Source organism: Dysosmobacter acutus, assembly GCF_018919205.1.
Lineage (GTDB): Bacteria > Bacillota > Clostridia > Oscillospirales > Oscillospiraceae > Oscillibacter > Oscillibacter acutus.
The window spans coordinates 1,272,191-1,296,703 of the sequence record NZ_JAHLQN010000001.1 but is presented as its reverse complement, the minus strand read 5'-3'; the positions used below and the strand labels follow the sequence as shown (position 1 = coordinate 1,296,703).

Sequence of the window (24,513 nt, the reverse complement as noted above, 5' to 3'; positions counted from 1 at the left end):
AAATAACCGCCACCTAATCGGCAGCGGCTTTCCTTTCAAGCTCTAAACTTGACTAATGGGGAGCGACCTGCACCGACCAAAGTGAGCCGCCCTTACTGGTTCCATTATAGCAATTTGCGCCGCTTTGTCAAGTACGACAGGGCGGCTGTTTTGCTGCCCGGAAAGGAAATCCATATGGACATTACATCTTTGGGCATTACCGGCGTAGCGGTCATTACGGTGATCTGCTACCTGATCGGCCAGGCGGTCAAGGTGACTGGCCTGGACAACAAGTATATCCCCGTCATCGTGGGCACGATGGGCGGCATTTTGGGCGTGACGGGCATGTTCCTCATGCCCGACTTTCCGGCGGCGGACTACATGACGGCGGTGGCCGTGGGCATCGTCTCCGGCCTCGCCGCCACCGGCGTCAATCAGGCGGTGAAACAGCTGGGAGGTGGAGGCGGTGAGTGACCTTCAGGCCGTCACCATCCCCTTGAAAGACATCGCACGTATCCAAATCTACCTCAACAGTCCCCGCAAAACCCTGTCTGCCATTAAAAAGGCAACCGGCGCGGACTACCTGCTCAACGGCACCCTCTACAACATGCGCACCGGTGCCGTCAACTGCCATCTTAAGGCAGACGGCAGAGTCATTGCCAAGCCGGGCTACTCCGTGTTCGGCTACGCCTGGGATCGGGGCGGGGACATCTCCATGCGGGTGCTGCCTGGGGACGCGGCCAACTACATCGCCTGCACGCCGCTGATTATTGACGGGCAGAAATCCGTAAAGCCCACCTACGACCCCGGCCAGGGGGGCAGGCGGGGCCGCAGCGCCATTGGGATCAAGGACGGGCGGCTTGCGTTGTACTGCACCCGGGACGGCGGGAGCATGGCCCGGACGCCGGAAAAGCTGCGGGATGACCTCTATTCCGCAGGATGGGACAGCGCCGTGATGCTGGACGGAGGCGGCAGCTCTCAATGCGATTTTGTGGGGAAGAAGATCACGAGCACCCGGAAGGTCCAGCACCTGATCCTGGTCTATCTCCACAAAGGGGAGAGCCATACAGAGCCGGAAGGAGAAAAGCCCATGGTAGAGATCAATGCATACAGCAAGAAGGCGGATGGGACAAAGAAACTGTCCACCAACTTCAAGGTCAGCGAGTTCGCCTGTAAGGACGGCTCCGACGCGGTGCTGGTGGCGCCTCGGCTGGTGATGGTCTTGCAGAGCATCCGCAGCCATTTCGGAAAGGCGGTAACGATCAACAGCGCATACCGGACACCGGCCTACAACGCCAAGGTGGGCGGCGCTGCCCAGAGCCAGCACTGCTACGGCACGGCGGCGGACATCACGGTCAGCGGAGTCAGCGCAGCCCAGGTGGCCGCTTATGCCCGATCCATCATGCCGGACTGGGGCGGCGTGGGCGTCTACGCCAGGCAGGGCTTCACCCATGTGGACGTAAGGGAAACCAGGTCGGACTGGACGGAATAAGAGGAGGCTAAACATGAGTATTTTGGGAACAGCCGGGGCGCTTGGCACTCTAATCAAGGCAGCCGCGGCCGCGGCAAAGAAGACAACCAGCGGGGCAACGTCCGCTTCCTCCGCCCCTTCCCCGTCCGGCTCCTCCTACAGCGGAGGCACGGCCTCCACCGGGAAGGTCAACACGCCCTACACGGAACACATTGCGGCGGACCAGGGGCTGAGCGATTCCCAGCGGGCGGTCATCCAGTCCTACCGGGATCAGGCCAAAGCAGGCAACATCTCCTGGGATGACGCCAACAAATACGCCAATGAAATCCGAACCGCTTCCGGCGCCTACAGTGTGGACAAGCGGGGCAACGTCACCTCCTCCCTTCCTTCCTCGGACCTCTCCAACTACATCAACCAGATTTACGAGGCGCAGGCCAGGGAAAACGAAGCACGGCTCCAGTCCGCCTACTTGCAAAATGCGGCGGAGCTGGAGGCGAACCAGAAGAAGATCGCCCAGAACTTCCAGGACACCAGGAATCAGACGGCGGCCCAAAACGACCTGGCCCAGCAGTCCTTCAACGAATTCGCAGCGGCCCGGGGGCTGAACACCGGCACCTCCGGCCAGGCCCAGATCGCCCAGAACGCGGCGCTGCAAAGCGGCCTCACCAACATCGGCGTCAGTGAGGCGGAGGCCCTGAGCGACAACGACCTCGCCATCCGCCAGCTGACCATCGAATACAACAACGCCATCAACGAGGCCAAGGCGGCAGGCGACATGGCCCGGGCCCAGGCACTCTACCAGGAGTTCGTCCGGCAGATGAACCAGAGGGACCAGAACGCCCAGTACCAGCAGAGCGCCCAAGCTGCGGCCCAAAGCGAGGCCAAGCAGTACGCATACAAGCTTGCCATGGCTATGATTGAGTCCGGTATCCTGCCGGACAGCGCTACGCTGAACCAGGCGGGCATCCTTCAGAGCGACGCCCAGGCCATGGTGGCCCTGGCCCAGGCCCAGATGACGCCCGCCACTGACTCCGCATCTCCCTCTTCCGCCCGCTCCGGTGGAGGCGGAGGAGGCTATGACAACCAGGGCCTCACCAGCGCCCAGGTCAGGGAGATGCAGAGCTATTACGGCGCAGCCGCCGACGGGCTCTGGGGCGCCGCTTCCCGCGAAAAGGCCGGCGGGCTCAGCGCCGGTGAGGCCTGGGAGCAGTACCGGAAAGAAAAATCGGGGTCGAATTATCAAGTGGTCGCACAGCAGTTGGCCGGGATGAAGCGCTCGGGCCGTTCCACCTCAGAGCTGCTGGAAGCAATCCGGGACGCCTATCAAAACGGCCTTATCAATACTGGAGATTACAGCAGCCTTTACAATCAATACCGCGGGTAGGGGGATTCGGCCATGACGTTGGATCAGTGGAAAAAGAAATATGGCACAGGCACTTCCGCATCAGGGGTCAGAGCGCGGGTGGGGAGCAGTGTAAAACCCACCCCAACCACCTCCAACCGGGAGCGGCAGCTGACAGATTTGGAGCGCTCCGCCAGAAGCGCGGAAAGCACCAGCCGCGCCCAGACGGCGATCAAGAAGCAAAACAAGGAGAAGGAGCGGCAGGCCAGGACAGCGGAGAGCCTTGCCCGGGCGCAGATGGCGGCCGCACCGCAGGCCAACATTTCCCCCGCCGGCACGCTGCGCCGGGTAGAGGCCCCGGATACAACGCCCTATTCCCTGATGAAGTCCATCGGAGGCCTCGCCCAGAAGGGCATCGGAGGCCTTGCCCAACACTTTGGCGACGCACTGGCCCTGGGGGAAGACGTAGTGCTGGCCCCATTCGAGCTGTTCTCCGGGCAGGAGCTTGGCGCCCTCTCCGACCATGCGCCCCTCAACGCCTGGGCAAAAAACATCCGCCGGGAAAATGAAAATGTGGCCCAATACTACCAGGAGAATATGGACAAGGGCGGCACGGGCGCAAGGCTCCTGGAGGAATTGGGATCGGCCACCATTGCCGCCGTCCCCCAGGCAGTGTTGGCCATGCTGACCGGCGGAACCAGCGCAGCAGCCCAGACGGCGCAAGGCGTGGCCCAAACGGCGGCGCGGGAGCTGACCCCTGGCACCCTGGCCACTGTGACCCGGGCCGTCAGCTCCATGGCAAAGGATCCCCAATACTGGACAGCGTTCTCCCAAGTGGTGGGCAGCAGCTATGAAGACGCCCTTGCAGACGGGACAAGCCGGCCAAAGGCAGCCCTTTATGCCGTCGGCAACGGCCTTTTCAATGCGGCGGTAGAAGTGGGCGGCGGCATCCAGACGCTGCCCGCAGAGCTCCGGCAGGGCGGCAAAGCCCTGCGCACATGGATTGACTCCATGGTGGACGAGGGCAAAGAGGAAGTGGTACAGGGTGTGATTGAACGTGCACTCCAAAACGGTGTGTACGGCAAGGGCAGTCCCCTGGCCTCCGTCTCCGACCCCAACGCCGTATTCAACCCCGCCACCGCCGCCCGGGAATTTGCAGGCGGCGCAGTCGTGGGCGGAGTCCTTGGCGGCGGGCAGATGCTTGCATCCAAGGCGATCGATGCGGCAGCGCGGCCCAGCGCGCCAGCGCAGGCCCAAGACAATGTTTTGCTGCGGGAGGTGAGAAATTCTGCCGGGCAGAAAAACGCCGCTCAGCGGGGCGAAAACGCCGCCGTGGAGGGGTCGCGGGACTTCCTGGAGCAGCAGCTCTTTGGGCAGCAAAAAAACGCCTCCGGGGAGGCGGCGGGCCCAATACAATATACATTCATTGATGGGAGCAACACAGACGGGAAAAATGCAGCCCTTGCATCTGCCTATCAGCAAACGGCTGGAAAAGCCATTGAAATTCCAGATGCACTCGTCCAAAAGTACAGCAATATCAATAATGACCCGGCACAGAAGTTAATCAATGTTGTAAAGCAATTCTATGAAAAGCATCTGAAGGGCCAGCAGGTCGGCGTCAGGCTTAATAACGGCGTCGTGGAGATCATGTTCGAGAATGATGGAAAGAAGAAGGCGACCGGATGGCGGATGAAGCCGGAGAAGGCCGCAAGCTTTGAGCGCCTTTTGGATTTGGTCAAGAACTCGGAATACGCCTATTCAGAGGTAAACCGCAACGCCAACGAGGCAACATCCATTCCGCGATTCCACTACTTTACCGCAAGGGCCATCGTGGACGGAGTGGAAGTGCCGGTAAAGATTCAGGTGCGAGACGTTAATACAGGTGCCAACACGCAGGAGACCCATTATTATACGCACAATCTGCAAAACAAAAGAGGAAGTAACAGCCCTGTTGCGGGCGCACAGAGCGCCAACATTGACAGTAATGCATATACTTCCTCTCTTATTGATCCTACCATAGCACAGGAGGCGGATTCTGTCAATCCCTCTGCCGGCGTGGACGGGCAGGGTGATGAAGGAGCAGTAAGGCGTGACGACTCCTTAGGCAGCGCAAGGGCCGGATTCACCACGCCGGGCATGGCGGGCACGGAACGGGTCAGCCGCCTCCAGGACTCCCTCCCCTATGACCGCTATCAGGGCGAGGCCACCGGCATGAGCCGGGAGGACTACGCCAAGCTCTTCCGCTATGAAAGCCAGACCGAGGGGCGCTCCATGAGCCTTGCGGACGACACCCTTTACCTGTATCAGGACGGGGAGCGGCGCTTTATCAGGGACGTGGATGAGAACTCCTATCATGAGCTGGTGGAGAGCCTGAAGGACGCCACCGCATGGAACGCCCCCCAGACCGACGCGGCGGAGCTGATCCGCCGGGAGCTGGAGGGCCGGGCAGTCAATTTGGAGATTGACTCCGGGGAGTATGCGGACTGGATATCCACCATGCGCGAACACGCCACAGCCGGCGGCCAGGGGACCCAGGCCTGGAGCAAGTGGAGCCGGTCAGGAACGGAGGGCCGCATAGAGGGCGAGGCGGAGGCGTGGGACAACCTTCAGAAAAGCAAGCTGTCCCAGAACAAGAAGACGGAGGTATTCCGGAAAATCCTCCAATGGAACAACCAGATCGAGTCCACGGAAAACGGCGACACGGCCGCATTGAAGGATGTGATCCTGGATGTTGCCCGGCAGCGGGGCGTATTGGATGGGCTGACCGGGAAGCAGAGCACACTGCTCCGGAAGATCGCGGGCACGAGCCTGGACAGCATGAGCTTTGACCAGCTCAAAAGCCTTGCCTATGCCTCCACCTCCGCCCTCTCCACGGACGCCATACCCGCCAATGCCGGGCAGAAGCTCAAGACCATCCAGATTTTGAACATGCTCTCCTCGCCCAAAACGGCGGCAAAGAACATCGCCGGCAACACCACCTTCTACGGCATCGACGCGGCGGCCATGCGGGGCGCCGCCATATTGGACATGGCGCTCTCCAAGCTCACAGGGACCCGCAGCGTGGCATTTGAGCAGGGCACCCTCTCCAGGGCATCCCGCGAGGCGGCGGTCAAGGCCATGCAGATGGCAGCGGCGGAAATTACTCTTGACGTCAATATGGATGGGGCGCAGAGCCGCTATGGCACCGCCAGCAGCCGGACCTTCAAGGCCGGCGGCAGCCTTGCGGACCGGGTGCTGTCCGCCCTGGAACGGAACCAGGCTTACCTGCTGAACGCCACCGACGAGCTCTATAAGGGCGCCGCCCGCTCCACTGCGGAGCGGACCCAGGCCCTTGTGGACCAGGGCAGGATCAAGACGGAAGATCAGGACTACGCCGCCAAGCAGGCGGAGGAGCTGGCAAAATACCGCACATTCCAGGACAACAGCAAGCTGTCTGTAGGTATCCAGACCATCCGCGACGTGCTGAATATGATCGGTGTGGGAGACAGCGGCAGAACCGTGGGCGGCCATACCGTTCACAGTTTCGGTGCAGGAGACGTAATCGCCCCCTTTACCAGGGTGGCGGGCAATCTGGCGTCCCGGGGCCTGGAGTACAGCCCCGTGAACGCCGTGCGCGGCACGCTGGAGCTGGCGGGTGTGGTGGCTCAGGCGGCCCGGGGCAATGTGGACGCCGCCAGGCAGGCCAAAGCAGTCTCCAACCTGGCCCGGGGCATGACCGGGACCGCCATTGCCTACGGGTTTATGCTCCTTGCCCAGGCCGGGCTTTTGCGGCAGGCGGACGACGAGGACGACGCCGACGTGCGGGCACTAAACCAGGCGGAAGGGATTACGGGGACGCAGCTCAACCTGAGCGCCGCCCAAAGGGCACTCTCCGGAGAAGGCGCGGCGTGGCGCAGCGGCGACACCCTGATCGACCTCAGCTCCATCGAACCGCTGAACCTGCTCATGAATCTGGGCACGGAGATGGCCAAGTCGGAGGCAAGCCCCATCGTCACCGCCTGGAACGCAACCTCAGATTCCTTTATGGATGTGACGGCGGAGCTGCCGGTGATGCAGTCCATCGGAAACGCCGCAGTGGATATCGTGCGCTACAACCAGGACCCCAAGGAGGTATTTGCCAAGGAGGCAATGAACACCCTGGTTTCCTCCACGCTGCCGAACCTGATGCGCTCCGCCGCCCGGGGCCTGGACGACCGGCCCCGCAGCACCTATTCCGGAGACACCTTGGCGGAGCGCCTGCGCGACAACGTAAAAAGCGGCGTCCCCGGACTGCGGGAGACTCTGCCCGGTTCCGTGGACGGCTTTGGACGGGACCGCACCTATCAGGGCAGCCGGAGCTTCAACCTGTTCCAGGCCATGCTGAACCCCGTGGGGGTCAACACCTACACGCAGGGAGAGGTCAGCAAGGAACTGGAAGCCGTCCGGAAAGCGACCGGCGACACATCCTTCTACCCGGACAAATCCGCGCCCTCCAAACTCAAAGCAGATGGGAAAGAGCTCCCCCTCACCTATGAGCAGCGGCAGGAGTTCCAGCGGACCCGTGGCTCCGCCGCCCTGCTGGTGATGGGCCAGATGATGGGCGCCGACGCTTACAAGCAGTCCAGTGACGAGCAAAAGTCCAAGCTGCTGAGCGATTGCAGCGCCTACGCCTACCAGGCGGCAAAGGCGGAGGCGATGGGCAGGGACAGTGTGGATGAGTGGGTCCTCAACGCCCAAAACGCCCAGCGGGACTTAGGGATTTCCACGGCGGACTTCATCGCTCTGCGGCAGAGGTACGGAGAAATGCTATCCGGCAAGAGCTATGAGAAAGTAAAGCAGGCGGCGGCCGCCGGGCTGAGCGTGGAGGAATATGCGGCCATGCAGGATGGGTTAGACGCCGACGGCAACGGCGGCGTCTCCCAGGCGGAGGCCCAGGCCTACCTGGACGCTCAGGAGTTTTCCCGCGAACAGAAGGCGGACCTTTGGAGCATCATCAACAAGGGCTGGAAGAAGAACCCGTATGCATAGGAAGAGCCCCCTCCAGGACGGAGGGGGCCTTTTTGCTTTATACGGTGGGGTACAGCAGGCGGAAGGTTTCACGGCCTTTCGGCGTCACAAGGGCCTGTGTGCCGCTCCACTGGGTCTTTTCGTTGAAGCACTCCTTGACCTCGAACAGGCCGCTGTTCTTGTCCTCTTTGGGCAGCAGCTTGCCCTTTTTGTCCCGGTAGATGTACTTCTTTTCCAGCAGGAACGAAACAAACTTTTTGGGCGGGATGCCCAACTCTTTAGCGGTTTCCCGGAAGTTGGTGAGGGTATTCCGCTCCACCAGCTCGTCAAAGTAATCCGCCTTGGGGGCCATGATGGCGTTGTGGACGGTCAGCGCGGAAATGCGGGCCTCTTTTTCTGCAATCGTCCGCTGGGCCACCAGCACCGCCTTTGCCATCAGTTCCTCTGGGGTCAATTCGGACTGCCCGGCAATGTAGCCGCCGTTTTTGCGGATGGAGGGCAGGACTTCCTCCGTCACCCAGTCGGTGAACCGCTCAGCATTGGGCAGCTTGGAGCTGAACACCAAACGGTAAACGTCGGATTCGGGGATGAAGGAAAGCTCCTGTGGTCCTCCGGCGGTAGGGGTGTTCCGTTTTAGAACCCCCTTGCAATGGTCGAACAGCGCCTTGCGGGGAACCGCATATCCGAGAGCTGTTGCCACATCGGAGCCACAGAAAAGGATCTTCCCGTTATCTTCCGTCAGCGTCCGTACCGTTCCAAATTCAGGGTTGTTAAATAGCATCATTTCGTTTTTCATAAATACCTCCATCAATTCAATGTCTCGACCTCATCGCTGATACGGGCCAGGAACTCTTGGACACCATACAGTGCCTCCCAAGTCGTATCCCCGACGCCGCACTCGGTTCCGGCAGAAATGATGTTTTCCAGGATGGCGATTGCATGGTCGAGCTGTGTTTTCAGCAGTAAGGATTTGCTCATATTCCGTTCCTCCATAAATTCTTCTTGATTGGAGGTCTCGATGGTGGTATCATAAATTTACCGTCAGGGAGACCTGCCGGGGCGTTGGGACACTCGCAACTCTGTGGTAGGGGGAGCGGGTGTCCTGCATTATTTATCAAAATACTCCGAACAGATCATCCTGACCAAGGCGGCCAGAGAGATGTTTTTTCGCTCGGCTTCTTTTTTGAGCCTTTCGTAAAGTTCAGACGGCATCTTGATATTTAATGCGCGATCATTCAATTGCTACACCTCCTCGCTACCAAAATACTACAATTTTTGTAGCGAGTCAAGAAGAAAATTCACAGTGGAACGGCAAAGCGTTGGGGCTGTAGGGAATAAAATAATTTTGGCGTAAAATCTTGCAAAGATATGGAACATGCTGTATGCTGACGAAAAGGAGGCGGTTTGATGTATCTTGAAGAAATCGGCGCAGCGCTTGTTGCCTTGGGGATTTCCTGCATTCCTCTGGTCCTGGTGATTCGTGCGGAGCGGGACCGGGGGTGGAGTGTGCCCGGCATCATTGCCGCAGTGGTGATGGCAGTGGTTCAGCTTTTTGCTCAAAAAGGCGGCTTATCCTCCATTATTTTGGGAATCGTGATGTTTAGCTCCCTTGCCTACTATGTGGCGGAGCGGCTGACGCGCAAGGGCTGATCCTCCGGCGGGGCTTTTGGCCCCGCCTTTCCTATTCCTGCTCCCGGTACTCCACGAACCGCTTATAGGCCCTGGGCCTGACTGCCTCGCGGACCACACGGACCTCAAGGCCCGCGGCGGCAAGGATAGCGGCGAGCTCCCTTCTATCCTCCTCCCGCTCCATGGGGGCGGGGATGCGCGTCCACTCGTTCACAGCTTCACCTCCCTCAGCTCCACGCCAATGACGCCGGAGGGCTCGTCCCAGAACCGGTTCTCCACCGCGCGGACATACCGCCGGGAGTCGTCCTCAATGAGCCAGCCCTTCATCCCATCCACCACCATCTTGGAGATGTAGGCATGGTTGTCGCAGTCCAGGCGGTCATCATAATAGAACACGATCTTCACCGGATACGGCGCCGGGGCCTTGCGCAGGGCGGCCCTTTGCATGGAAAGGCGGGTCAGCTCATGCCAGTAATCCGCATTCTTTTTCCGAACCGCCCAATGGAGCCCCGCGTACAGGGCGTTCATGCCATAGCGCTTGCACCAATCCTTCCTGCCGCCAGATGTGGCCGGATAGGGGATGGTGAAGCGGATCACGCGGCCGCTCACGAGGCCCCTCCTAACTCCATCGGAAAGCTTTCGCGGAAGCTGCCGTGGGGCAGATTGAACTCCAATGTGTAAAACCGCCCCTTTGGGTGTATGTAAACCACCGTCCCGACCAAACGCTTCTCTTTTCTCTGGTTGCCCAAGCCTGTTTTCTCTGCCATCCACTCTATGGGCTTTATGATGCGGTCTCCTCTGTTCACCTGAGTGTCACTCCAATCTCCTGTTTGAGTACATCCCGCAGATCGGCCACCGTGCAGTAGCCTCCCGCGATGCTGTCGGAAAGGTCCTCCACCTCGTTCCAGACCCGGCGCAGATCATCAAGCTCATACCCCTCCTTATCCCGCAGCACCGTGAAGAAAATAGACCAGGCTGACTTTATCGCCACCTCCTGGGCCTCCCGCTTGGCCCGCTCCACGTCCGCGCGGCTTGCGGGCCGACGGCGGGGGTTAACCTTCTTTTTCATGCGCCAGCAAACCCTTCCCCCATCTTGGGGTCTCGGAATTTCATTTCAGCACCAGCTTCCCATCCTTCATATTTTGAAAATGTGCGCCACAGTGCCGGCAAGTATCAGCTTTTCTGGAAACCTTATTCCCACAATGACCGCACTGGCACCACGTCCGCCCTGTTATGGGATTGTCCCAAAGGTATTTCATGCACCCAATGGAACCGCTGGGCTTGTACTGCTTATCCATGGTCGTCCTCCTTCGGCGGCTCCGGCAGGGGCATCCAGTGGGTGACGATAGTCCCTAACGCATCCCGCCACGCAAAGCCACTCATCCGATACCAGCTTTTTGCGCTTGTCCGATATGCCTCACCAACAAATGTGCCGTCTGTGGCAAGTACACGCTCTCCGCATCCCGGCAGTCTTTCCTTGACGCTGATCCACTTACTTATCGTGGCGCTCCTCCTCTCCCTCCGGCAGGTCCATACGAGTGCCGCAGTTGGGACAATAGTTTCTCGGAATATTATAGTCTGTTCCCCAGTTACATTCAGAGCATTGCTTATCAACCCCGCCTCTGAAGGCAATCCACCGCCCGTGTACCACCGGCACTGCGTCCACGGCGGGAAACTTCGCTATTTCCTTCATAATGTCTAACGGCTCGTCCTGCTTGCTGAACAAATGTGCTAAAAGCGCCTCCCGGCTGATCAGGTCATCCATGTTGGGAATCCTTCCGGAGCACGTCAGCTTCTTCAAAAATATCATTGAGGCTCTTTCCGCTTTCGAGAGCCAAAATTGCGTTATTTAGCTGCTCTTTCCCAATTTCGATTTGAATTGGAATTGCGGCGTTGCAAAGGTTATACTGTGCGTTATACAAAACTTCCATAATTGTAAGGCTCATTATTTTCCCCTCCCCCGGCTCAGGCCGGACGTTATGTTTCGCTCAGCGGGCGGCCACAGATTGGGCAAAACGCTGGCGTGTAGACCGTACCGCTGGAATCGCAATCTCCGCAGGCATTAATGTACGGGTAATCATCCAATTCTTTTCGGCAGAAATCGCACCCCTTCTCCCGCTCCTGCTTCTCACGGAGGGCGGCAAGGGCAACCTTGTCGGATTCCGTGCAAATTCCGCTGCCTGCCATGCGCTCAAAGGCTATGACCGCTTTCTCAATCTCCGTCATGCTCCGCTCCTTCCTGGGATGCCAGCTTATCGGATGCCATTAACAACAGCGATTTTACTTGACAGCCATAATTGCATCTGTCACAATTTTCCGCCCACCAGCGCAGGCGTTCGGACAATGTCATATCGGTGTAGTCCTTATCCATTCTCTCCACCTCCCAAAGCCGCCTCTGCCTCGGCGCGGGTAAGAAAAACGGTTTTGCCAATTGATGTTGCCCCAAAAGAGGCCTTGTAGGGATGTCCGCTTTTCCAGATTCCATCTACAGAGAATTTGACTTCTCCCTTTTTGGTCAACCTGTGCGTTTTTACCCGACACTCAATAATTTCTTCCACTTTGAGATTTGCTGTCCACCAGCAGGAATCGGTTAGAACAAATACCGTCTCACCACATGAAGGAATTTTGCACCGTCCCTCCTTCTCCGCCTTGACCAGCTCTGCGGCGCGGGGAAGATCGGCAAACGGGATGGCGTCCTCGTAGGCGGCGAGGCGGTCAATCACATCTTGCACACGCTCACACGGAGCATCAGCGAATGGGCATCGTTCAGACGAACAGTCGTCATCAGTGCAAATTGCATGGCATCCATCGTGCCACATGGTCAATCTATTCATTTCGACCCTTTCCTGCTTGGCATCAATAAGGCAGAAACAATATCAACCCCTCTATGCACGCGCATGATAACCATGTTGTAGCTAATCCCGTACTCAATACACCACGCTTTTAGGGTCTGTGTTTTTCCGTTGATGGTAACTCTTCTTGCCTGTGTTGTGTTTTCTCGTTGCTCTGAAAATGGAATCCAACGGCAATTACTCGGCTCATATCCCCGCAGAACATCAATTCTATCAATAGTCAAATTATCGTCATATCCGTTTTGCTTAGCCCATATCTCAAAGTTTCCATATGTCTGCCATTCATCGCAGACAGTAATGCCTTTTGCCCCATAATATTTATAATCAGGCCTATTGCGATTGTAACAACGTGCTTTCATATTTTTCCAAACGACATATAGTCTTGTTTTGTTGACGTTCATCGTCTATTCCTCCTGCGCGGGCTGGGTGAGCCAGGCCAAATTTTTTCTGATCGCATCTTCTGCGGATACGTCGTACTTTCCCGAAACACCTGTATACATTGCCTTGTCAAATATAGTCGGCACGAAAAACAGGAGGAATGAAGCCATCTCCTCGTCGCTTATGGACCGGATTTTCTGGGCATTTGTCATGCCAAATCCCTCCTCTTTGGCGGTGTAAGTAGGGCATCCTCCACGTTCCATCCAAGCCTTAACCGTTCGTAAAGGCAAGAATAAGCCAGCCCATATTTATCCGCAAATTCCCTGATGGTCTTGGTTTCGCCATTGTAAGAAAGGTATCTACTTGTGCGCTTATTGTTGTTTTGCTCATAAACCGTTGCCCATCTACAATTTTCAGGGCAATAGTTTCCATTTACATCAATTCTGTCTATGGAGAGATGGTCTTGATAGCCGTTCGCAAGCGCCCATGTTTGGAATGTTTCAAAACTATTCCGCCACTCATCGCACATCGTGATTCCTCTTCCGCCATACTTATTCCACTCATACCCACGCTTTACAAAGTACAAACAGTAATAGCTCCACCAAAACTTGCAAAAGCATGTTGTTAGGTGTCACTCCGCACAGTTACATCAAGAGGGTAACTGTGCGGATCAACTTTCTCGTCATCGCTGGCCGCGCTCACGCTTGGCTGCAACAGCAAAGACAGTAATAGCAGAGCTATTCCTGTCCCTGCTGTTCATCATCATAATAAGTATGCTCTCTAATATAAATCTTCAAAGCCTTTGAAGCCAACAACAACAAACGAATCCCAAAAATCCAAAGAAAAACACCGGGACAAAGAACCAAGAAGACAATGAGCAAACCTAAAAGAACATCCAAGAAATCACCTTCTTCCAGCTGAACTCGTATCCATACGGGTATTACCAGTAATGCGATTCCACAAGCTCTTAGCAGATTGACCAATATCAGAAAGAGCATTTTCACCTAAAATATCATTCAGAACTTTAGAGCCAAACTGATACTTAGAAGAAGGATACTTTTCAGTAAGATACTTCTGAGTATCAGATGAATACTGAGAGGCAGCACGGGCATTATCCGACGCATACCTGGTCGCAGCTGAGGACATGGCAGCTGCATCGCGAGTGGCACCAGCATGAATGCCAGCAGCTCCGAGGGTAGCATTGGCGTTAATACCAGCAACGATCTCTGACATAGCATTATACTTGTCGGCTACAGCAAGATTAGCCTGGGCGTTATTACGGCTGATCTCCAACTGATTCTGCGCATTCAGCATTGAAGCGAGCAGAGAAACAATAGCTGAATTGGCAGATGTATCGACCTGACCTTTATCACCGGAAGAAGTAACACCAGAAGCTGTAGCTCCGGAGGTAACGGCGGCGCCGTTACCTCCCATAGCTGACAAGACAGGATTCAAACCGGCAGCTTGTAAATCCTTTACCTCACGCTGATGAGCAGTATTGGACATATTAAACCCTCTCCGCCGCAATCTGCACACTCTTGCAACGCTCTGCACGGAAATGCAGCGATACCAATGGGCGCAGGCGATTTGCCCGAAACGGATTCGTGTAAATTCCCGCAAAGCTTTGCATCAACAATCTACACAGAAAATACACAGTTACGAGCCGGCCTCAACCCGCTCCACATAGGCGGCAAGCTTTTCGGACTCAGAGGCCTTGTGCTGGGCGCTCAGGTGAGTGTAGAGCTGGAGCGTCAACCCCTCGTCGGCGTGTCCCAGCATGGCCGCCGTGCTTTTTGGGTCGATGCCGGCCTCGAAGCAGATGGTGGCGAAGGTGTGGCGGAAGCAGTGTGGCGTGACCGGGAAAGTTTCCTTCCTGCGGAGCGTTCCGTCCCTGCAAGGCAGCTCTTCATATTCCACGAATCCAAGTTGACGGCAGTATTGTTTCCAGATTCGGGCCATGGTGGCCATCTTCAGAGGCGAACCGTCCGGCTCGTGGAAGATGAGGCCGATCCTGTCCCGGGGAATCGCGTCGTCCAGGATCGGCAGCAGCAGGATGTCCCGCATCCCGGCCTCCGACTTGGTGTGATCCTCCACGACGGGAATGTTGCCGTTGACGTAAGAGAGCTTCTTGCGGATGTGGATACGCTTGGCCTTGCGGTCGATGTCCTCGTAGCGCAGGGCCAGCAGCTCGCCGCGGCGGCAGCCGGTGTAGAGCAGCATTAGTCCAAGAAGCCACCATTCGCCGGTGCGGCAGCTGGTCACGGCGGCGATTTGTTCGTCCGTCAATGGCATCCGCTTTTTTGCATAGAGCCCCTTGGGCTGCCTTACCTCCGCGCAAGGATTAATATCTACGTCTCCGTGGATCACGGCCCAGCTGCAGGACATCTTCAGGACGGATAGATCCAACCCCACGGTACCGGAACGGTATCCATGGTCCTTCATTGCGCTCAAGTAGCGCACAGCATCCAATGGCCGCATTTCCCGAATGCGGAGCGGCCCAAGGGCCTCCTTCACCCGGCGGAAGGCCCTGAGGTAGGCGCTGGCGCTGGAGGGTGCCCACTCCGGTTCTTTCTGGCGCCACCAGTCCTCCAGGACTTGGGCGTAGGTTCGGCCTACGGCCTGTTCCTCCCGGTATTCCAGAATTTTGCGGTCCACCTCCCTGCATGTCTTGGCCCGGAAGGCCACCCGCTTGCCGCCAATGGTGCGGATGCTCTCGAACAGCCCGTCCGGCCTCTGATAGTACTTTGCTTTTTTTGCATTTGCCATAAAATAAACCTCCTTGCGTTTTGTGAAGGAGGCAGGTATAATGAGACTGCCCCCTTGTGGTTCTTGGTCGTTCTGCGGGGTGTGGTATGCCGCTCCGGTGTTCCAGCACCGGGGCGGTTTTTATTTTTTCCGCTTATTTCAACGCCATAATTTTACAGTGCCTGCACATGCTTCCTGAGCGCCCGCGCCCTGCACATACGGTTGCAATCCCGCCGCACAGTGGACAGCGGAAGGGATGCTTCTTACCATCCTGGCAGCAACCCCGGGAAGCGGCTTGCTCCGTTGCCTGCATAAATGCAAACAGTTGTTCTTCTTCCATGGATGTTCTCTCCTTGCATCTCGATTTATTGGTTTGAGATGCAAGGCGGGTCGCGGCACTTATTTACAACTTTTCACTATCACATGATGTTCCAGTTGGCAGACAGCGGTTTTTTAGCTTTGGACAGTTTCATGTTGCGCTCCTTTGTTGGTCGTCAGATGTACTCTTCAAAATACTGCAGCGCACTGCATTGCAAAATGTTCGCATAGTGCCGATTCTCTTTGTACCGTGACGCCTTTTTGTACAGCGCTATATAATCGGCCAGACCCTTTCTGACCCGGCTATCCATGCCTTTCAGCGCATTGAACTCCGCCTGCTCAACTCTTGGGCACTCCGCCGATATGTAGCTTTTGTCCCGGATAACGACAGCTTTCGTATAGTCCAGTCCACACTCTCCACAAGTGAAAAATGCGTGCTTATGTCGAATATGATGCCGGAATGGGATAGCAAAGGTGCTGGAACGAATCTTTACCTCCAGGCACACATAGGGCCGCGTCTTTTTCTGCAAAATCTCAGGACACTGCCCATATTCATCATAGAATTTTTCTGACAGAATAATCAGGCGCATAGCTTCTCCTTAAAAAAAGCCCTCTGTATTTCTACAGAGGGCTTCACATCGATTGAGCTTTCTTTTGATTATGCTGCTCGCGCTCTACGAGCAAATCATCAATTGAGCTTTCTTTTTCCCGCGGTGGCCGTGCTCTGCGGCCACATCATCAAGGTTTCCCTTGCACCCTCATTATATGCAGTTTTCAAGGTCTTGTCAAGGTATGTGTCGGTCATTTGTGCTCATTTCGGCCACCAGCCCAGCACCGGGCCCCACTGCTCCAGCGTGACTTTTAAACTGGTCGAATTCGACCCCTTTAAAATTAGGGTTATTTCGTCGCCGCTCTCCAACGCCTTGCGCCTTACCACTCGCCGGGCAGAGGATAGCGGCCTTTCACGATGACCCGGCCAAGGCAGACAAGATTTTGTCCGCCGGAGGAGGTAATCACCACATCGGCGTCAGAGCGATCCCGGTTGATAGAGAACAAATAGGTCATTCCCAACGCCGAATCATAGTGGTACTGCTTGCAGACGATCTCGCCGCCGTCCACGGAGAAAATGCCGATGTCCCCATCACTGAGGGGGTCGTGATTGCAGAAGACCTTGGAACCGTCTGTGATAACCGGCTCCATAGAGTCGCCCTGTATCCTGACGGCGAAATCGGCCCCCTGCGGGTCGTTTTTTTCAAGGGCCAACGGGATAAAGTCCGTCCCAAACGCCGGAGCGGCATAGCCCGCAGCGGCAGGAAAGAGGTACAGGGGGATGACCTTGGGGGCCTTGGCAACCGGCTCCTCCGTATCGTCCAGGAACCTGGCTTCCGCCTCCATACGTTGGCGTTCGGTATCCGCCAGCTCCCGCAGGGCCTGTTTTCCCCAAACGTCCAAAGCGTCATAGTCCTTTGCAATCTTCATTGCCCCGCTCGAATAGAGCGGGGTTTCGTTTTGTCCAAGCCCTGTGTCTAACAGTTCATCACCCGTAATTCCAAGCGCTTTCGCCAGCCGCTTGATTTTCTTCACATCCGGCGCACGATTTCCGCGCTCATACCCGGTTATTGTCGTTTTAGCAACGCCGATGATTTCCGCAAGCTGCTCCTGCGTATATCCGCGCGCTTCCCGATATTCTTTCAGCCGTTCTCCGAATGACATCAAATCGCCTCCTTGCTTATATTATAAGTTTGCAAATTGCAAATGTCAATGCAAAGTTTGCACTTTGAAAACTTTTTAGAAAAACCATCTTGACAAGTTCGCAAAATGAGACTATTATTTGCTCATGGGTTTGCGTTTCGCGATCATCAAAGCAGCAGGAAATGAGAGCAAGACGCGGGAGCGCCCTTCCCTTTGCTACTGGAAGAGTTCCAGCACATCGGGGCTTGCACAGACCAGAGAACCATCGTCCATCACGTAGACGGTATGTCCATCTACGGCGATTGTAAACAATACCTTCATCTGCTGTCCTCCTTTCCTTCAGGCTCTCCCAATCTCTTCAAGAAGGGCGGACCGGGCACTCCGGCATCTTGCTCTCATTTCCTGCCGCTTTGGGCTCTTCTATCTTATCGCAATGCAAAGTTTTTCGCAAGAAAGGAGAAAAAACAATGTACCCTAATTTGCTCGGGCAGAAAGCGATCCACAAGCTGACAGAGGAAGACATGGCAAAAATCATCGGCGTCAGCCGGACGGCGTACCAAAGCAAAGCCCGGTCTGGCAGGTTTACGCCGCAGGAGTGCCGTGCCTACTGCCAGTATTTCGGGAAAAAGTTTGAGTACTTATTCGCCGCGGACGGCGACGAGTTTGCCAGCTAACCCTCACCAGCGCGTGAAAGGAGGTACGTATGTTCAGAGACAAAAAAGAAGAGCAGCTGTTTAAAGCCGCTCTCCGGTGGGCCGTCAAATGGACGCTGTTATTCTGGCTGGCCTGCATTTTCCCCTTTGTCCTTGCCATCGGGCTTGGAAGTGGAATCTGACCAGCCATATTGTTCGATTTTAGGCGCTGTGAATGTGGCAAGATCACGCTGCATCACAATCAGCATGTCGGCCCGCACGGCGTCGAAGTCCAAGTAGCTTCCCGAGGTGGCGGCTTCTGTCAGAAGCATCATTCTGGCCGCAGCGTTTGGAGAGGCCACCACGCAGGCCTCCTTGACAGCCCGCAAAAGTGACGTTGCGGTTTCCGCCGTCCTGCTGGCGGTGAAAGCCGTTTCTGCGTCAAACACCTTTTGGTAAGATGCGCGGCGGGCGTTGTATGTACCCTCCAAAACGCACCGGCTAAGCTGAGCCCTGCTCTGCTCCCTTGCAATTCTGATGGATGCATACGCGCCTATCGCGGCACCTCCAAGCCCTGCGCAGGCTGTGATGGCAGAAATCAAAACCGTTTCCGTAATCATGAAGCAGCACCTCCCTTTCGCCGCCATTTTATCACATTGATCGCCAATCCGCAACCAAGCAGAACGGCCAATTTCATAGAGAAGGAGTGATCCCATGCCAAGAGAATCGGAATTTTACCGGGACAACTTAGAGCGCATCATCGCCCGGTTTCCCGGCAAAGAGGTGCTGAACAAGAAGGACGTGTGCGAGTTCCTGGGACGGAATTACCGCACGGTTTCCAGGTTTGTCCCCTTTAATTCCGCCGGCTACATCAGCGTGGCAACCCTGGCCCGCTGCCTTTCCAAGGGGGAGGTGAGCGGATGCGGGAAAACCTGAAAGCCGCCCGGAAGGCCAAGGGTATGACACAAGCCCAGGCGGCAACCAAGTTAGGGGTTACAGAGCGCTACTACAGATTTATCGAATCAGGGGAAAGAAATGGAGACTTTGAACTCTGGGATACACTGGAGGATCTGTTTGGAGTCCATCAACGAACATTGAGAGAGGATACGGGGCGTCAATGAAGAGACGAGAAAAGCCATGCAAAGAGCGCACCAAACAAACCGCCGAACAGTCCCGCAAAAAGCGAAGAAAATATGGCGAGCTTATATTGCTCTCTCTTGTTTGCAGCGCTTTCAGCGCATTTGCGGTCAATCTGCTTCTGTCTTTCCTGTTCTGAAGCCTCAATCCGGATGCGTTCAATGCCTTCTTCCAATTCCCGCTGGCCGCTCATTGGTTTGCCTCTTTTGGGAATTCGCGACCGATTAAATTGTCCATAGACACATTTAGTTTATCAGCGAGTGATACTAAGAATGAAAGATTTGGCTCCCGGGTTCCAAGCTCGTAATTTCGATATCCCCTTGTTGTTATGCCAAGAACCATTGCCATTTCTTCCTGCGTATAACCCATTTCATTGCGATATTGTTTTAGCCTTTTTGCAAATTCCATAAAACCCTCCAAGATATCTTGACAGGAACGAATTGTTCCTATATACTGAGAGCATAGGAACGAATTGTTCCCATACATATGCTGTCAGGAACAGTTAGTTCCACTATATCATGGATTTGGAGGCAATGCAATGAATGTCAGCAAGCGTAGAGAACTCTGCTACTGGTCCCTTACACCGGAACTTCCGTTGTGCGTCAACTGCAAGCACTACTATCAGCACTATCGGCAAGACGGGAAGCCATTTGCCTCTGGGCACTGCTGCTTCCCAAGGTTGAAGTTGAGGAAAGACTACGATACATGCGAACACTTCAAACAGAAGAACCCTGAATAATGGAGAGAGCGATGAAATTTGAAAGAAACTGTTTTACCCGGGAGCAGCGGCGGCAGCGCCGCCGGGAGACACAGCTGATCGCGTTTGTGATCTTTGCCATCTTAGCCTCCCTTGCCCTGACCATCCACGCAAACGCCGGCCTCACCGGCCTGAGCGCTTCTGAGCAGCTGTATACGGCCCTATGCGAGACCCACGACTGGGAGTAGGGGAGAGGGCCGGCCACGGGAAAACGCGGCGGAGCGCGCAAGCGCAGCCGCAAGAGAGGAGGAAAGGCCATGCGTTACATCTGCGATTGCGGAGCCACTTTTGAACAAGAGGAGTGCTACGAGGGGACATGCCCCTACTGCGGCGGAGGCGGTTACGAGCCGGAGTGCCGCTGCGTGCTCTGCGCCTCGGCGATGCCGGACAGTGAGATACTGCCCGGCGAGCTGTGCCCGGCTTGCGCGGGAAAGGCCCTTACCCGGTTCCGGGAGGCCCTTGCGCCCTTCCGGGAGGAGGAGCTTCAGTACATAGACAGCGTGATCGAGGGGAATTCCCTCACAGACATTGCAGAGGGGAGGATGCGCCATGCTGGCCTTTGACGAAGCCGCCCATACCTACACCCTGGACGGGAAGCGCCTCCCCTCCGTCACGGAGGTCTGCCGCTTTTTGAGCTGCGACTACCAATCAAACAGGCCCTGGCTGGCCCGGCTTGCCGCCGAGCGGGGGACGGCCATCCATGGGGCCTGCGCCCTGATCGACTACGGCGAGGAGGCGGAGGAGCGGCCGGAGCTTGCCGGGTACCTTGCCGCCTACCGGCTCTTTTTGAAGGATTACCGCCCGGACTGGGACCTGATCGAATCCCCCATTGGGGATGCGGCCCTTGGCCTTGCCGGTACGCCGGACCGCTGCGGGACGCTCTATGACGGGCGGCGGTGCATCCTGGATATCAAGACCGGGCAGCTGCACAGCGCCGCCCTCCGGGCCCAGCTGACGGGCTATGCCCGGCTGCTGCGCCGGTGGAGGCCGGAGCTTGCGCCGGAGGTGCTCTATGGGCTCAGGCTCTGCGCCGATGGGACCTATGAGCTGCGGGAGGCGGCGCCGGACGAGCAGCTGCTGGACGCCTGCTTGTTCCTCCACGCCGCCACAGAAAGGAAGAAGAAAAAATGAGCAATGAACTGACATTGTACCACTATGACGCCGCCCCCATGTCGGTGGAAAAGAAGCCCCGCACCGGGGATTATCTGATCTCCGTCTACGGCTGTGCCCCGGCCACGCTGCGCCGGGGCGTGGATTTTGGCATGATCCGGAAGAAAAACGGGGAGGCCATGACCAAGTACCCGACTTTGTTCAAATCCGGCGCTGAGAAAGTGGCCGTCAGCTACGGCCTGTGCCAGCGCTACCGGCTGGAATCCAGGATCGAGGATTTGGAGAACGGGTTTTTCTATTTCCTGGTCCGCTGCGACCTGGTGAAGATCGTGGATGGCACGGAGTATATCATCACCAGCTCCTACGGCAGCGGCAATACCCGGGAGGGGCGCACAGGGAACCAGTCGCCCTATGACGGGGCCAACTCCGCCCTGAAAATGGCCCAGAAGCGGGCCCTGGTGTCTGCGGCGCTGTCCCTTGGGTGCATGTCCGACTGCTTTACGCAGGACATTGAAAGCGATGGGGAAGAGGCGGGGGCCTACTTCAACCAGAAGGACCCGGAGGCCCCCATCACGCCCCAGCAGGTGAAATTCTTCTATGCCGCCGCCGGCCGCCATGGCCTCACCAAGCAGGAGGCCAAAGCGCTGCTGGGCGCCCACGGCTACACAAGCGCCAGCACGATCAAAACCGGGGAGTTTGACGCCCTGCTCCGGGAAATGGACCAGGGGAGGGCGGATTGAGATGTATATCAAAGGGATCACGGAGTACGCAAAGGACGGCTCCCCCGTGGAGACCGCCCTGGTGGCGGGGAAAGCCGTTTCAGACGGGGAACGGCGGACGACGAAGTCCGGCAAGGCCTATGGCACGGTTTCCGTCAAGGCGTTTGGCCGCAAGGATGGGACGGCGGCATTTTTGACGGTCAAGGCGTGGGACGGCCCGGGCGCCTCTGCCGTTGCCTCACTGCGTAAGGGGGATGCGTTCCTTGTCGCCGGCCGGATCGACCGGCGGGAGTATAACGGAAAATCCTATACGGACCTTGCCGCGGATTTCGTGTGGACAGGCCCCGCCGCGCCGTCTCCCGCCGCCGCCCTGACAGAGCGGATGGAGTCCGCTGGGGAGGGCTTTGTGGTGCTGGATGGGGACGAATCCGAGCTGCCCTTTTGAGGTGTGTCCATGGAGTACATCAAGATTCCCATAATCTGTGTGGAGGCCATCCTGGCTCTTGGAGAGGCCGAACGAGGCCGGTTGCTGAGGTCGCTGCTGGTTTACGGCAGCGGCGGAGGCGCGGCGGAGGGCGGTGGGAACGAGAAGACAGTATTTTTGGTTCTGAAGGCACAGATGGACAAGGATGCGAAAAGCAGGGAGCGGGAGCGGGAAAGAAAACGGGAACAAAGGTGGGGACAAGTCGGGACAAGTTGGGACAAGCCGGGACAACTTGGGACAAGTTGGGACACCCCTTTCCCTCTTTCCTCTCCCCCCACACCCCCTGTACCTATCTCTCTAACCCCCAAAGAAAAACCCCCTAAAGGGGGTAAAAAGAAACCCCTGTTTTCCCCGCCCACTGCGGAGGAGGCCAAAGCCTATTGCGCCCAGTACGGCATAGAGGCGGAGCGTTTTGTGGACTATTACGCCGCCCAGGGCTGGAAGCTCTCCAACGGGAACCCCATGAAGGATTGGCGGGCGGCGGTGCGCAACTGGGCCCACAGGAGGGCCGGGGCGGAGGGGAAGGAGGACTGGAGCGTTGACGGATAGAGAGCTGGCTGCGGCTGGGGAGGTTCTCCTCTTTGACCCGGCGTTCCTGAACCCACGGTACGATGGGACGCTGTGGGTCTGCGCGTCGCCGGAGGATGTGTACGCCCAGGGGATCAACGCCGTGTGCTTCCTGCCGGGCAGGGGGCCGGAGGACCTGAAGCGCTGCCGGCCCTTTTTGAACCAATTCGACTGTCTCTTTGTGGCGGTGGCGGAGGAGAAGGCGCGGAAGGCCCTTGCCGGGGAGCTGCGCTCGGCCGCGTTGGGAAAGCCGGTGTGGGTGCCGCCGGGGCAGTCCTTCCGCGGCTGCGCCTCCCTGGCGGAACTCAAGTCCCGGCACGGTACGGAGGCGCTGGAGTCGCTTCCGATGGACGCGGTGGAGCTGCCGGCCTATGGGCTCATCGACCTCTCGGACGTGGATGTGGAGGAGGGGGGCCGCCGGGCGGTGGCCGTCTCCGGGATATCCACCCTGGACGGGGCCATCGGCGGCTTTGGGGAGGGGGAGCTCTCGGTGTGGACCGGCCGCCGGGGGGAGGGGAAGTCCACCCTTTTGAGTCAGCTCCTGCTGGAGGCCATCGACCAGGGAGAGCGGGTGTTCGCCTACTCCGGGGAGCTGCCCAAGAAGCTCTTCAAGCGCTGGACGCTGGTCCAGGCGGCGGGGAGCGCCAACCTGACCGCGCTCACCGACCCCGTGACAGGCAGGACGGATTATGCGGTGGACGCCATGAAGCGCCGCCGCATCGACGAGTGGTGGCGGGGCCGGTACTTTTTGTATGACCTGGAGATTGCCAGCGCCCACGACGAGGGGAGCGTCCTGAGCATGATGGACTATGCCAATCTGCGCTATGGCTGCAAGGTGTTTTTGGTGGACAATGCCATGACCATGCGCTTTCGACAGGGCAGTGACAGCGACTATTACCGGGCCCAGTCCGCCTTTGTGGGGCGGCTGAGCGAGTTTGCCAAGCGCCACAGCTGCCATGTGCATCTGGTGGCCCATCCCAGGAAAAGCGAGGGGAAAGCATTGGCTGCCGACGATGTGGGCGGAAGCGGAGATATCGTGAACCGGGCGGATAACGCCTTTGCCATCGAGCGGCTGCCGGAGGCGGCGGCGGAGCAGTCCGGGTATACCGCCCGGCTGAGCATTTTGAAGAACCGGCAGTTTGGAGCCAGGAAAACGGTGGGGCTCACCTTTTTGGAAGACTGCCGCCGGTTTTCCGGCCTGGACGGCGTCTTGGGGCAAAAACACTACGGCTGGGAGAACGGGGAGTGTGTCCAGCAGATCGTGGAGCTTCCGCCGGATGGGAATGACCCGTGGGAGACAAGCCATGAAAGCACTTGAGCGCCATGAGGTGGATCGTATCCGGGAGCTGACGCTGCAGGGGAAGATGGCCCGGGAGGTGGCGGACGAGGTGCATGTCTCCATCGCCACCGTCCGGAACTGGCGCAAGCGGCTGGGCCTGGACATCAGCGCAATCCGTAAGGATCTGCGCGCTCAGGGCAAGCTGGAGACGCGCTGCAACGACGCCTACCACCCGCCCGGCGAAAGCCCCTGCTGGGACTGCATCCACGCGGTGCCGGATATGCAGGGCCACGGCTGCCCGTGGACGATCGGGGCGATGTTCCGGGACGTGCCCGGCTGGACGGTGCGCCGCTGCCGGAGAGAGGGGAAAGAGGCGGTGCAGATTTTGCATTGCCCGATGTTTGAGAGGGGATGACACCATCCCGAGCGTATAGAA

Annotated in this window: 39 protein-coding genes; 16 read left to right on the top strand and 23 right to left on the bottom strand. The window is 57.5% G+C overall.

Annotated features, from left to right (window positions below; translation table 11 throughout):
- The first annotated feature begins 174 nt into the window (after nucleotides 1-174).
- From KQI82_RS06335 to KQI82_RS06320, 4 genes are read left to right on the top strand one after another with little or no spacing between them, the layout of a single operon-like run.
- Nucleotides 175-453 carry a phage holin family protein gene (locus KQI82_RS06335; RefSeq protein WP_216632018.1) on the top strand — a complete coding sequence of 93 codons (279 nt, stop codon included), beginning with the start codon at nucleotides 175-177 and terminating at the stop codon, nucleotides 451-453.
- Nucleotides 446-1,471 carry a D-Ala-D-Ala carboxypeptidase family metallohydrolase gene (locus tag KQI82_RS06330; protein WP_216632017.1) on the top strand — a complete coding sequence of 342 codons (1,026 nt, stop codon included), beginning with the start codon at nucleotides 446-448 and terminating at the stop codon, nucleotides 1,469-1,471. The genes KQI82_RS06335 and KQI82_RS06330 overlap by 8 nt, the downstream gene beginning before the upstream one ends.
- 13 nt (nucleotides 1,472-1,484) lie before the next feature.
- The gene (locus tag KQI82_RS06325) at nucleotides 1,485-2,834 is read left to right on the top strand and encodes a hypothetical protein (protein WP_216632016.1); all 1,350 of its coding nucleotides are present in this window, start codon (nucleotides 1,485-1,487) and stop codon (nucleotides 2,832-2,834) included.
- Nucleotides 2,835-2,846: 12 nt separating this feature from the next.
- Nucleotides 2,847-7,799: an LPD3 domain-containing protein gene (locus KQI82_RS06320; RefSeq protein WP_216632015.1), complete on the top strand. Its 4,953-nt coding sequence runs from the start codon at nucleotides 2,847-2,849 to the stop codon at nucleotides 7,797-7,799.
- A gap of 37 nt (nucleotides 7,800-7,836) precedes the next feature.
- On the opposite strand, the gene KQI82_RS06315 is transcribed toward KQI82_RS06320, so the two are convergent.
- The 3 genes from KQI82_RS06315 to KQI82_RS15615 all read right to left on the bottom strand — a co-directional run bounded on the left by KQI82_RS06315 (nucleotide 7,837) and on the right by KQI82_RS15615 (nucleotide 9,017).
- The gene (locus KQI82_RS06315; RefSeq protein ID WP_216632014.1) at nucleotides 7,837-8,574 is read right to left on the bottom strand and encodes a phage antirepressor KilAC domain-containing protein; all 738 of its coding nucleotides are present in this window, start codon (nucleotides 8,572-8,574) and stop codon (nucleotides 7,837-7,839) included.
- Between the two features lie 11 nt (nucleotides 8,575-8,585).
- On the bottom strand, nucleotides 8,586-8,756 hold the full coding sequence (locus KQI82_RS06310) for a hypothetical protein (RefSeq protein WP_216632013.1): 171 nt from the start codon (nucleotides 8,754-8,756) through the stop codon (nucleotides 8,586-8,588).
- Between the two features lie 129 nt (nucleotides 8,757-8,885).
- A complete protein-coding gene (locus tag KQI82_RS15615) occupies nucleotides 8,886-9,017 on the bottom strand; it encodes a ribbon-helix-helix protein, CopG family (protein WP_241426633.1) in 132 nt (43 codons plus the stop codon).
- 168 nt (nucleotides 9,018-9,185) lie between these two features.
- On the opposite strand from KQI82_RS15615, the gene KQI82_RS06305 reads away from it, so the two are divergent.
- Entirely contained in the window at nucleotides 9,186-9,428 is a 243-nt protein-coding gene (locus KQI82_RS06305; protein ID WP_216632012.1) for a hypothetical protein, read from the top strand.
- 31 nt (nucleotides 9,429-9,459) lie between these two features.
- Here the strand turns inward: KQI82_RS06305 and KQI82_RS06300 are convergent, their stop codons facing one another.
- From KQI82_RS06300 to KQI82_RS06225, 17 genes are all read right to left on the bottom strand, one after another.
- Nucleotides 9,460-9,621, bottom strand: a complete 162-nt coding sequence (locus tag KQI82_RS06300) for a hypothetical protein (protein WP_216632011.1) — start codon at nucleotides 9,619-9,621, stop codon at nucleotides 9,460-9,462.
- On the bottom strand, nucleotides 9,618-10,016 hold the full coding sequence (locus KQI82_RS06295; RefSeq protein ID WP_216632010.1) for a RusA family crossover junction endodeoxyribonuclease: 399 nt from the start codon (nucleotides 10,014-10,016) through the stop codon (nucleotides 9,618-9,620). Before KQI82_RS06295 ends, KQI82_RS06300 begins: the two co-directional genes overlap by 4 nt.
- Entirely contained in the window at nucleotides 10,013-10,174 is a 162-nt protein-coding gene (locus KQI82_RS06290; RefSeq protein WP_216632009.1) for a hypothetical protein, read from the bottom strand. Before KQI82_RS06290 ends, KQI82_RS06295 begins: the two co-directional genes overlap by 4 nt.
- A gap of 35 nt (nucleotides 10,175-10,209) precedes the next feature.
- Nucleotides 10,210-10,476, bottom strand: a complete 267-nt coding sequence (locus KQI82_RS06285) for a hypothetical protein (protein ID WP_216632008.1) — start codon at nucleotides 10,474-10,476, stop codon at nucleotides 10,210-10,212.
- Nucleotides 10,477-10,697: 221 nt separating this feature from the next.
- On the bottom strand, nucleotides 10,698-10,895 hold the full coding sequence (locus KQI82_RS15875) for a DUF551 domain-containing protein (RefSeq protein ID WP_338149001.1): 198 nt from the start codon (nucleotides 10,893-10,895) through the stop codon (nucleotides 10,698-10,700).
- 4 nt (nucleotides 10,896-10,899) lie between these two features.
- On the bottom strand, nucleotides 10,900-11,172 hold the full coding sequence (locus KQI82_RS15605; RefSeq protein ID WP_241426902.1) for a hypothetical protein: 273 nt from the start codon (nucleotides 11,170-11,172) through the stop codon (nucleotides 10,900-10,902).
- Nucleotides 11,165-11,353, bottom strand: a complete 189-nt coding sequence (locus tag KQI82_RS06275) for a hypothetical protein (RefSeq protein ID WP_216632006.1) — start codon at nucleotides 11,351-11,353, stop codon at nucleotides 11,165-11,167. The genes KQI82_RS15605 and KQI82_RS06275 overlap by 8 nt, the downstream gene beginning before the upstream one ends.
- A 31-nt stretch (nucleotides 11,354-11,384) precedes the next feature.
- Entirely contained in the window at nucleotides 11,385-11,633 is a 249-nt protein-coding gene (locus KQI82_RS06270) for a hypothetical protein (RefSeq protein WP_216632005.1), read from the bottom strand.
- A complete protein-coding gene (locus KQI82_RS06265; protein ID WP_216632004.1) occupies nucleotides 11,620-11,778 on the bottom strand; it encodes a hypothetical protein in 159 nt (52 codons plus the stop codon). The genes KQI82_RS06270 and KQI82_RS06265 overlap by 14 nt, the downstream gene beginning before the upstream one ends.
- Nucleotides 11,771-12,241 (bottom strand): hypothetical protein, encoded by a 471-nt coding sequence (locus KQI82_RS06260; protein WP_216632003.1) that lies wholly within the window; start codon nucleotides 12,239-12,241, stop codon nucleotides 11,771-11,773. The genes KQI82_RS06265 and KQI82_RS06260 overlap by 8 nt, the downstream gene beginning before the upstream one ends.
- Nucleotides 12,238-12,660 (bottom strand): hypothetical protein, encoded by a 423-nt coding sequence (locus KQI82_RS06255; RefSeq protein WP_216632002.1) that lies wholly within the window; start codon nucleotides 12,658-12,660, stop codon nucleotides 12,238-12,240. The genes KQI82_RS06260 and KQI82_RS06255 overlap by 4 nt, the downstream gene beginning before the upstream one ends.
- A 3-nt stretch (nucleotides 12,661-12,663) precedes the next feature.
- Entirely contained in the window at nucleotides 12,664-12,849 is a 186-nt protein-coding gene (locus KQI82_RS06250; RefSeq protein WP_216632001.1) for a hypothetical protein, read from the bottom strand.
- Nucleotides 12,846-13,223, bottom strand: a complete 378-nt coding sequence (locus KQI82_RS06245) for a hypothetical protein (RefSeq protein ID WP_216632000.1) — start codon at nucleotides 13,221-13,223, stop codon at nucleotides 12,846-12,848. The genes KQI82_RS06250 and KQI82_RS06245 overlap by 4 nt, the downstream gene beginning before the upstream one ends.
- A gap of 317 nt (nucleotides 13,224-13,540) precedes the next feature.
- Nucleotides 13,541-14,143: a hypothetical protein gene (locus KQI82_RS06240; protein ID WP_216631999.1), complete on the bottom strand. Its 603-nt coding sequence runs from the start codon at nucleotides 14,141-14,143 to the stop codon at nucleotides 13,541-13,543.
- Nucleotides 14,144-14,293: 150 nt separating this feature from the next.
- Nucleotides 14,294-15,403 (bottom strand): tyrosine-type recombinase/integrase, encoded by a 1,110-nt coding sequence (locus KQI82_RS06235; protein ID WP_216631998.1) that lies wholly within the window; start codon nucleotides 15,401-15,403, stop codon nucleotides 14,294-14,296.
- 473 nt (nucleotides 15,404-15,876) lie between these two features.
- Nucleotides 15,877-16,290 carry a type III toxin-antitoxin system TenpIN family toxin gene (tenpIN, locus tag KQI82_RS06230; RefSeq protein WP_216631997.1) on the bottom strand — a complete coding sequence of 138 codons (414 nt, stop codon included), beginning with the start codon at nucleotides 16,288-16,290 and terminating at the stop codon, nucleotides 15,877-15,879.
- Between the two features lie 340 nt (nucleotides 16,291-16,630).
- On the bottom strand, nucleotides 16,631-17,413 hold the full coding sequence (locus KQI82_RS06225) for an XRE family transcriptional regulator (RefSeq protein ID WP_216631996.1): 783 nt from the start codon (nucleotides 17,411-17,413) through the stop codon (nucleotides 16,631-16,633).
- A 446-nt stretch (nucleotides 17,414-17,859) separates the two neighbouring features.
- On the opposite strand from KQI82_RS06225, the gene KQI82_RS06220 reads away from it, so the two are divergent.
- On the top strand, nucleotides 17,860-18,066 hold the full coding sequence (locus KQI82_RS06220) for a helix-turn-helix transcriptional regulator (protein ID WP_216631995.1): 207 nt from the start codon (nucleotides 17,860-17,862) through the stop codon (nucleotides 18,064-18,066).
- 98 nt (nucleotides 18,067-18,164) lie between these two features.
- On the opposite strand, the gene KQI82_RS06215 is transcribed toward KQI82_RS06220, so the two are convergent.
- On the bottom strand, nucleotides 18,165-18,644 hold the full coding sequence (locus tag KQI82_RS06215; protein WP_216631994.1) for a hypothetical protein: 480 nt from the start codon (nucleotides 18,642-18,644) through the stop codon (nucleotides 18,165-18,167).
- 94 nt (nucleotides 18,645-18,738) lie between these two features.
- Here KQI82_RS06215 and KQI82_RS06210 point away from each other — a divergent pair, with 94 nt between their 5' ends.
- Nucleotides 18,739-18,960, top strand: coding sequence for a hypothetical protein (locus tag KQI82_RS06210; protein ID WP_216631993.1), 222 nt, complete (start codon nucleotides 18,739-18,741; stop codon nucleotides 18,958-18,960).
- Nucleotides 18,945-19,145 carry a helix-turn-helix transcriptional regulator gene (locus tag KQI82_RS06205; RefSeq protein WP_216631992.1) on the top strand — a complete coding sequence of 67 codons (201 nt, stop codon included), beginning with the start codon at nucleotides 18,945-18,947 and terminating at the stop codon, nucleotides 19,143-19,145. The genes KQI82_RS06210 and KQI82_RS06205 overlap by 16 nt, the downstream gene beginning before the upstream one ends.
- On the opposite strand, the gene KQI82_RS06200 is transcribed toward KQI82_RS06205, so the two are convergent.
- Both KQI82_RS06200 and KQI82_RS06195 read right to left on the bottom strand, forming a co-directional pair.
- Complete coding sequence (locus KQI82_RS06200) at nucleotides 19,139-19,354, bottom strand: hypothetical protein (protein WP_216631991.1); 216 nt, start codon at nucleotides 19,352-19,354, stop codon at nucleotides 19,139-19,141. The genes KQI82_RS06205 and KQI82_RS06200 overlap by 7 nt on opposite strands.
- On the bottom strand, nucleotides 19,351-19,569 hold the full coding sequence (locus tag KQI82_RS06195; RefSeq protein WP_216631990.1) for a helix-turn-helix domain-containing protein: 219 nt from the start codon (nucleotides 19,567-19,569) through the stop codon (nucleotides 19,351-19,353). Before KQI82_RS06195 ends, KQI82_RS06200 begins: the two co-directional genes overlap by 4 nt.
- Before the next feature lie 342 nt (nucleotides 19,570-19,911).
- On the opposite strand from KQI82_RS06195, the gene KQI82_RS06190 reads away from it, so the two are divergent.
- The 8 genes from KQI82_RS06190 to KQI82_RS06155 all read left to right on the top strand — a co-directional run bounded on the left by KQI82_RS06190 (nucleotide 19,912) and on the right by KQI82_RS06155 (nucleotide 24,492).
- A complete protein-coding gene (locus KQI82_RS06190) occupies nucleotides 19,912-20,106 on the top strand; it encodes a hypothetical protein (RefSeq protein WP_216631989.1) in 195 nt (64 codons plus the stop codon).
- A gap of 69 nt (nucleotides 20,107-20,175) precedes the next feature.
- On the top strand, nucleotides 20,176-20,481 hold the full coding sequence (locus KQI82_RS06185) for a hypothetical protein (RefSeq protein WP_216631988.1): 306 nt from the start codon (nucleotides 20,176-20,178) through the stop codon (nucleotides 20,479-20,481).
- Nucleotides 20,468-21,049 (top strand): hypothetical protein, encoded by a 582-nt coding sequence (locus KQI82_RS06180; protein ID WP_216631987.1) that lies wholly within the window; start codon nucleotides 20,468-20,470, stop codon nucleotides 21,047-21,049. Before KQI82_RS06185 ends, KQI82_RS06180 begins: the two co-directional genes overlap by 14 nt.
- Entirely contained in the window at nucleotides 21,046-21,768 is a 723-nt protein-coding gene (locus tag KQI82_RS06175) for a hypothetical protein (protein WP_216631986.1), read from the top strand. Before KQI82_RS06180 ends, KQI82_RS06175 begins: the two co-directional genes overlap by 4 nt.
- Nucleotide 21,769: 1 nt before the next feature.
- Entirely contained in the window at nucleotides 21,770-22,192 is a 423-nt protein-coding gene (locus KQI82_RS06170) for a single-stranded DNA-binding protein (RefSeq protein ID WP_216631985.1), read from the top strand.
- Nucleotides 22,193-22,201: 9 nt separating this feature from the next.
- Nucleotides 22,202-22,780, top strand: a complete 579-nt coding sequence (locus tag KQI82_RS06165; protein WP_216631984.1) for a DUF6291 domain-containing protein — start codon at nucleotides 22,202-22,204, stop codon at nucleotides 22,778-22,780.
- Nucleotides 22,770-24,116: an AAA family ATPase gene (locus KQI82_RS06160; protein ID WP_216631983.1), complete on the top strand. Its 1,347-nt coding sequence runs from the start codon at nucleotides 22,770-22,772 to the stop codon at nucleotides 24,114-24,116. The genes KQI82_RS06165 and KQI82_RS06160 overlap by 11 nt, the downstream gene beginning before the upstream one ends.
- Nucleotides 24,103-24,492: a hypothetical protein gene (locus tag KQI82_RS06155; RefSeq protein WP_216631982.1), complete on the top strand. Its 390-nt coding sequence runs from the start codon at nucleotides 24,103-24,105 to the stop codon at nucleotides 24,490-24,492. The genes KQI82_RS06160 and KQI82_RS06155 overlap by 14 nt, the downstream gene beginning before the upstream one ends.
- The last annotated feature ends 21 nt before the right edge of the window (nucleotides 24,493-24,513 follow it).

What these genes read in the sequence shown, in the direction of transcription:
- KQI82_RS06335 (WP_216632018.1), top strand. Translation starts at nt 175, where the DNA reads ATGGACATTACATCTTTGGGCATTACCGGCGTAGCGGTCATTACGGTG.
- KQI82_RS06325 (WP_216632016.1), top strand. Translation starts at nt 1,485, where the DNA reads ATGAGTATTTTGGGAACAGCCGGGGCGCTTGGCACTCTAATCAAGGCA.
- KQI82_RS06320 (WP_216632015.1), top strand. Translation starts at nt 2,847, where the DNA reads ATGACGTTGGATCAGTGGAAAAAGAAATATGGCACAGGCACTTCCGCA.
- KQI82_RS06315 (WP_216632014.1), bottom strand. Translation starts at nt 8,574, where the DNA reads ATGAAAAACGAAATGATGCTATTTAACAACCCTGAATTTGGAACGGTA.
- KQI82_RS06310 (WP_216632013.1), bottom strand. Translation starts at nt 8,756, where the DNA reads ATGAGCAAATCCTTACTGCTGAAAACACAGCTCGACCATGCAATCGCC.
- KQI82_RS06305 (WP_216632012.1), top strand. Translation starts at nt 9,186, where the DNA reads ATGTATCTTGAAGAAATCGGCGCAGCGCTTGTTGCCTTGGGGATTTCC.
- KQI82_RS06290 (WP_216632009.1), bottom strand. Translation starts at nt 10,174, where the DNA reads ATGGCAGAGAAAACAGGCTTGGGCAACCAGAGAAAAGAGAAGCGTTTG.
- KQI82_RS06285 (WP_216632008.1), bottom strand. Translation starts at nt 10,476, where the DNA reads ATGAAAAAGAAGGTTAACCCCCGCCGTCGGCCCGCAAGCCGCGCGGAC.
- KQI82_RS15605 (WP_241426902.1), bottom strand. Translation starts at nt 11,172, where the DNA reads ATGGATGACCTGATCAGCCGGGAGGCGCTTTTAGCACATTTGTTCAGC.
- KQI82_RS06275 (WP_216632006.1), bottom strand. Translation starts at nt 11,353, where the DNA reads ATGAGCCTTACAATTATGGAAGTTTTGTATAACGCACAGTATAACCTT.
- KQI82_RS06270 (WP_216632005.1), bottom strand. Translation starts at nt 11,633, where the DNA reads ATGACGGAGATTGAGAAAGCGGTCATAGCCTTTGAGCGCATGGCAGGC.
- KQI82_RS06265 (WP_216632004.1), bottom strand. Translation starts at nt 11,778, where the DNA reads ATGGATAAGGACTACACCGATATGACATTGTCCGAACGCCTGCGCTGG.
- KQI82_RS06260 (WP_216632003.1), bottom strand. Translation starts at nt 12,241, where the DNA reads ATGAATAGATTGACCATGTGGCACGATGGATGCCATGCAATTTGCACT.
- KQI82_RS06255 (WP_216632002.1), bottom strand. Translation starts at nt 12,660, where the DNA reads ATGAACGTCAACAAAACAAGACTATATGTCGTTTGGAAAAATATGAAA.
- KQI82_RS06250 (WP_216632001.1), bottom strand. Translation starts at nt 12,849, where the DNA reads ATGACAAATGCCCAGAAAATCCGGTCCATAAGCGACGAGGAGATGGCT.
- KQI82_RS06240 (WP_216631999.1), bottom strand. Translation starts at nt 14,143, where the DNA reads ATGTCCAATACTGCTCATCAGCGTGAGGTAAAGGATTTACAAGCTGCC.
- KQI82_RS06235 (WP_216631998.1), bottom strand. Translation starts at nt 15,403, where the DNA reads ATGGCAAATGCAAAAAAAGCAAAGTACTATCAGAGGCCGGACGGGCTG.
- tenpIN (WP_216631997.1), bottom strand. Translation starts at nt 16,290, where the DNA reads ATGCGCCTGATTATTCTGTCAGAAAAATTCTATGATGAATATGGGCAG.
- KQI82_RS06225 (WP_216631996.1), bottom strand. Translation starts at nt 17,413, where the DNA reads ATGTCATTCGGAGAACGGCTGAAAGAATATCGGGAAGCGCGCGGATAT.
- KQI82_RS06220 (WP_216631995.1), top strand. Translation starts at nt 17,860, where the DNA reads ATGTACCCTAATTTGCTCGGGCAGAAAGCGATCCACAAGCTGACAGAG.
- KQI82_RS06215 (WP_216631994.1), bottom strand. Translation starts at nt 18,644, where the DNA reads ATGATTACGGAAACGGTTTTGATTTCTGCCATCACAGCCTGCGCAGGG.
- KQI82_RS06210 (WP_216631993.1), top strand. Translation starts at nt 18,739, where the DNA reads ATGCCAAGAGAATCGGAATTTTACCGGGACAACTTAGAGCGCATCATC.
- KQI82_RS06205 (WP_216631992.1), top strand. Translation starts at nt 18,945, where the DNA reads ATGCGGGAAAACCTGAAAGCCGCCCGGAAGGCCAAGGGTATGACACAA.
- KQI82_RS06200 (WP_216631991.1), bottom strand. Translation starts at nt 19,354, where the DNA reads ATGAGCGGCCAGCGGGAATTGGAAGAAGGCATTGAACGCATCCGGATT.
- KQI82_RS06195 (WP_216631990.1), bottom strand. Translation starts at nt 19,569, where the DNA reads ATGGAATTTGCAAAAAGGCTAAAACAATATCGCAATGAAATGGGTTAT.
- KQI82_RS06190 (WP_216631989.1), top strand. Translation starts at nt 19,912, where the DNA reads ATGAAATTTGAAAGAAACTGTTTTACCCGGGAGCAGCGGCGGCAGCGC.
- KQI82_RS06185 (WP_216631988.1), top strand. Translation starts at nt 20,176, where the DNA reads ATGCGTTACATCTGCGATTGCGGAGCCACTTTTGAACAAGAGGAGTGC.
- KQI82_RS06180 (WP_216631987.1), top strand. Translation starts at nt 20,468, where the DNA reads ATGCTGGCCTTTGACGAAGCCGCCCATACCTACACCCTGGACGGGAAG.
- KQI82_RS06175 (WP_216631986.1), top strand. Translation starts at nt 21,046, where the DNA reads ATGAGCAATGAACTGACATTGTACCACTATGACGCCGCCCCCATGTCG.
- KQI82_RS06170 (WP_216631985.1), top strand. Translation starts at nt 21,770, where the DNA reads ATGTATATCAAAGGGATCACGGAGTACGCAAAGGACGGCTCCCCCGTG.
- KQI82_RS06165 (WP_216631984.1), top strand. Translation starts at nt 22,202, where the DNA reads ATGGAGTACATCAAGATTCCCATAATCTGTGTGGAGGCCATCCTGGCT.
- KQI82_RS06155 (WP_216631982.1), top strand. Translation starts at nt 24,103, where the DNA reads ATGAAAGCACTTGAGCGCCATGAGGTGGATCGTATCCGGGAGCTGACG.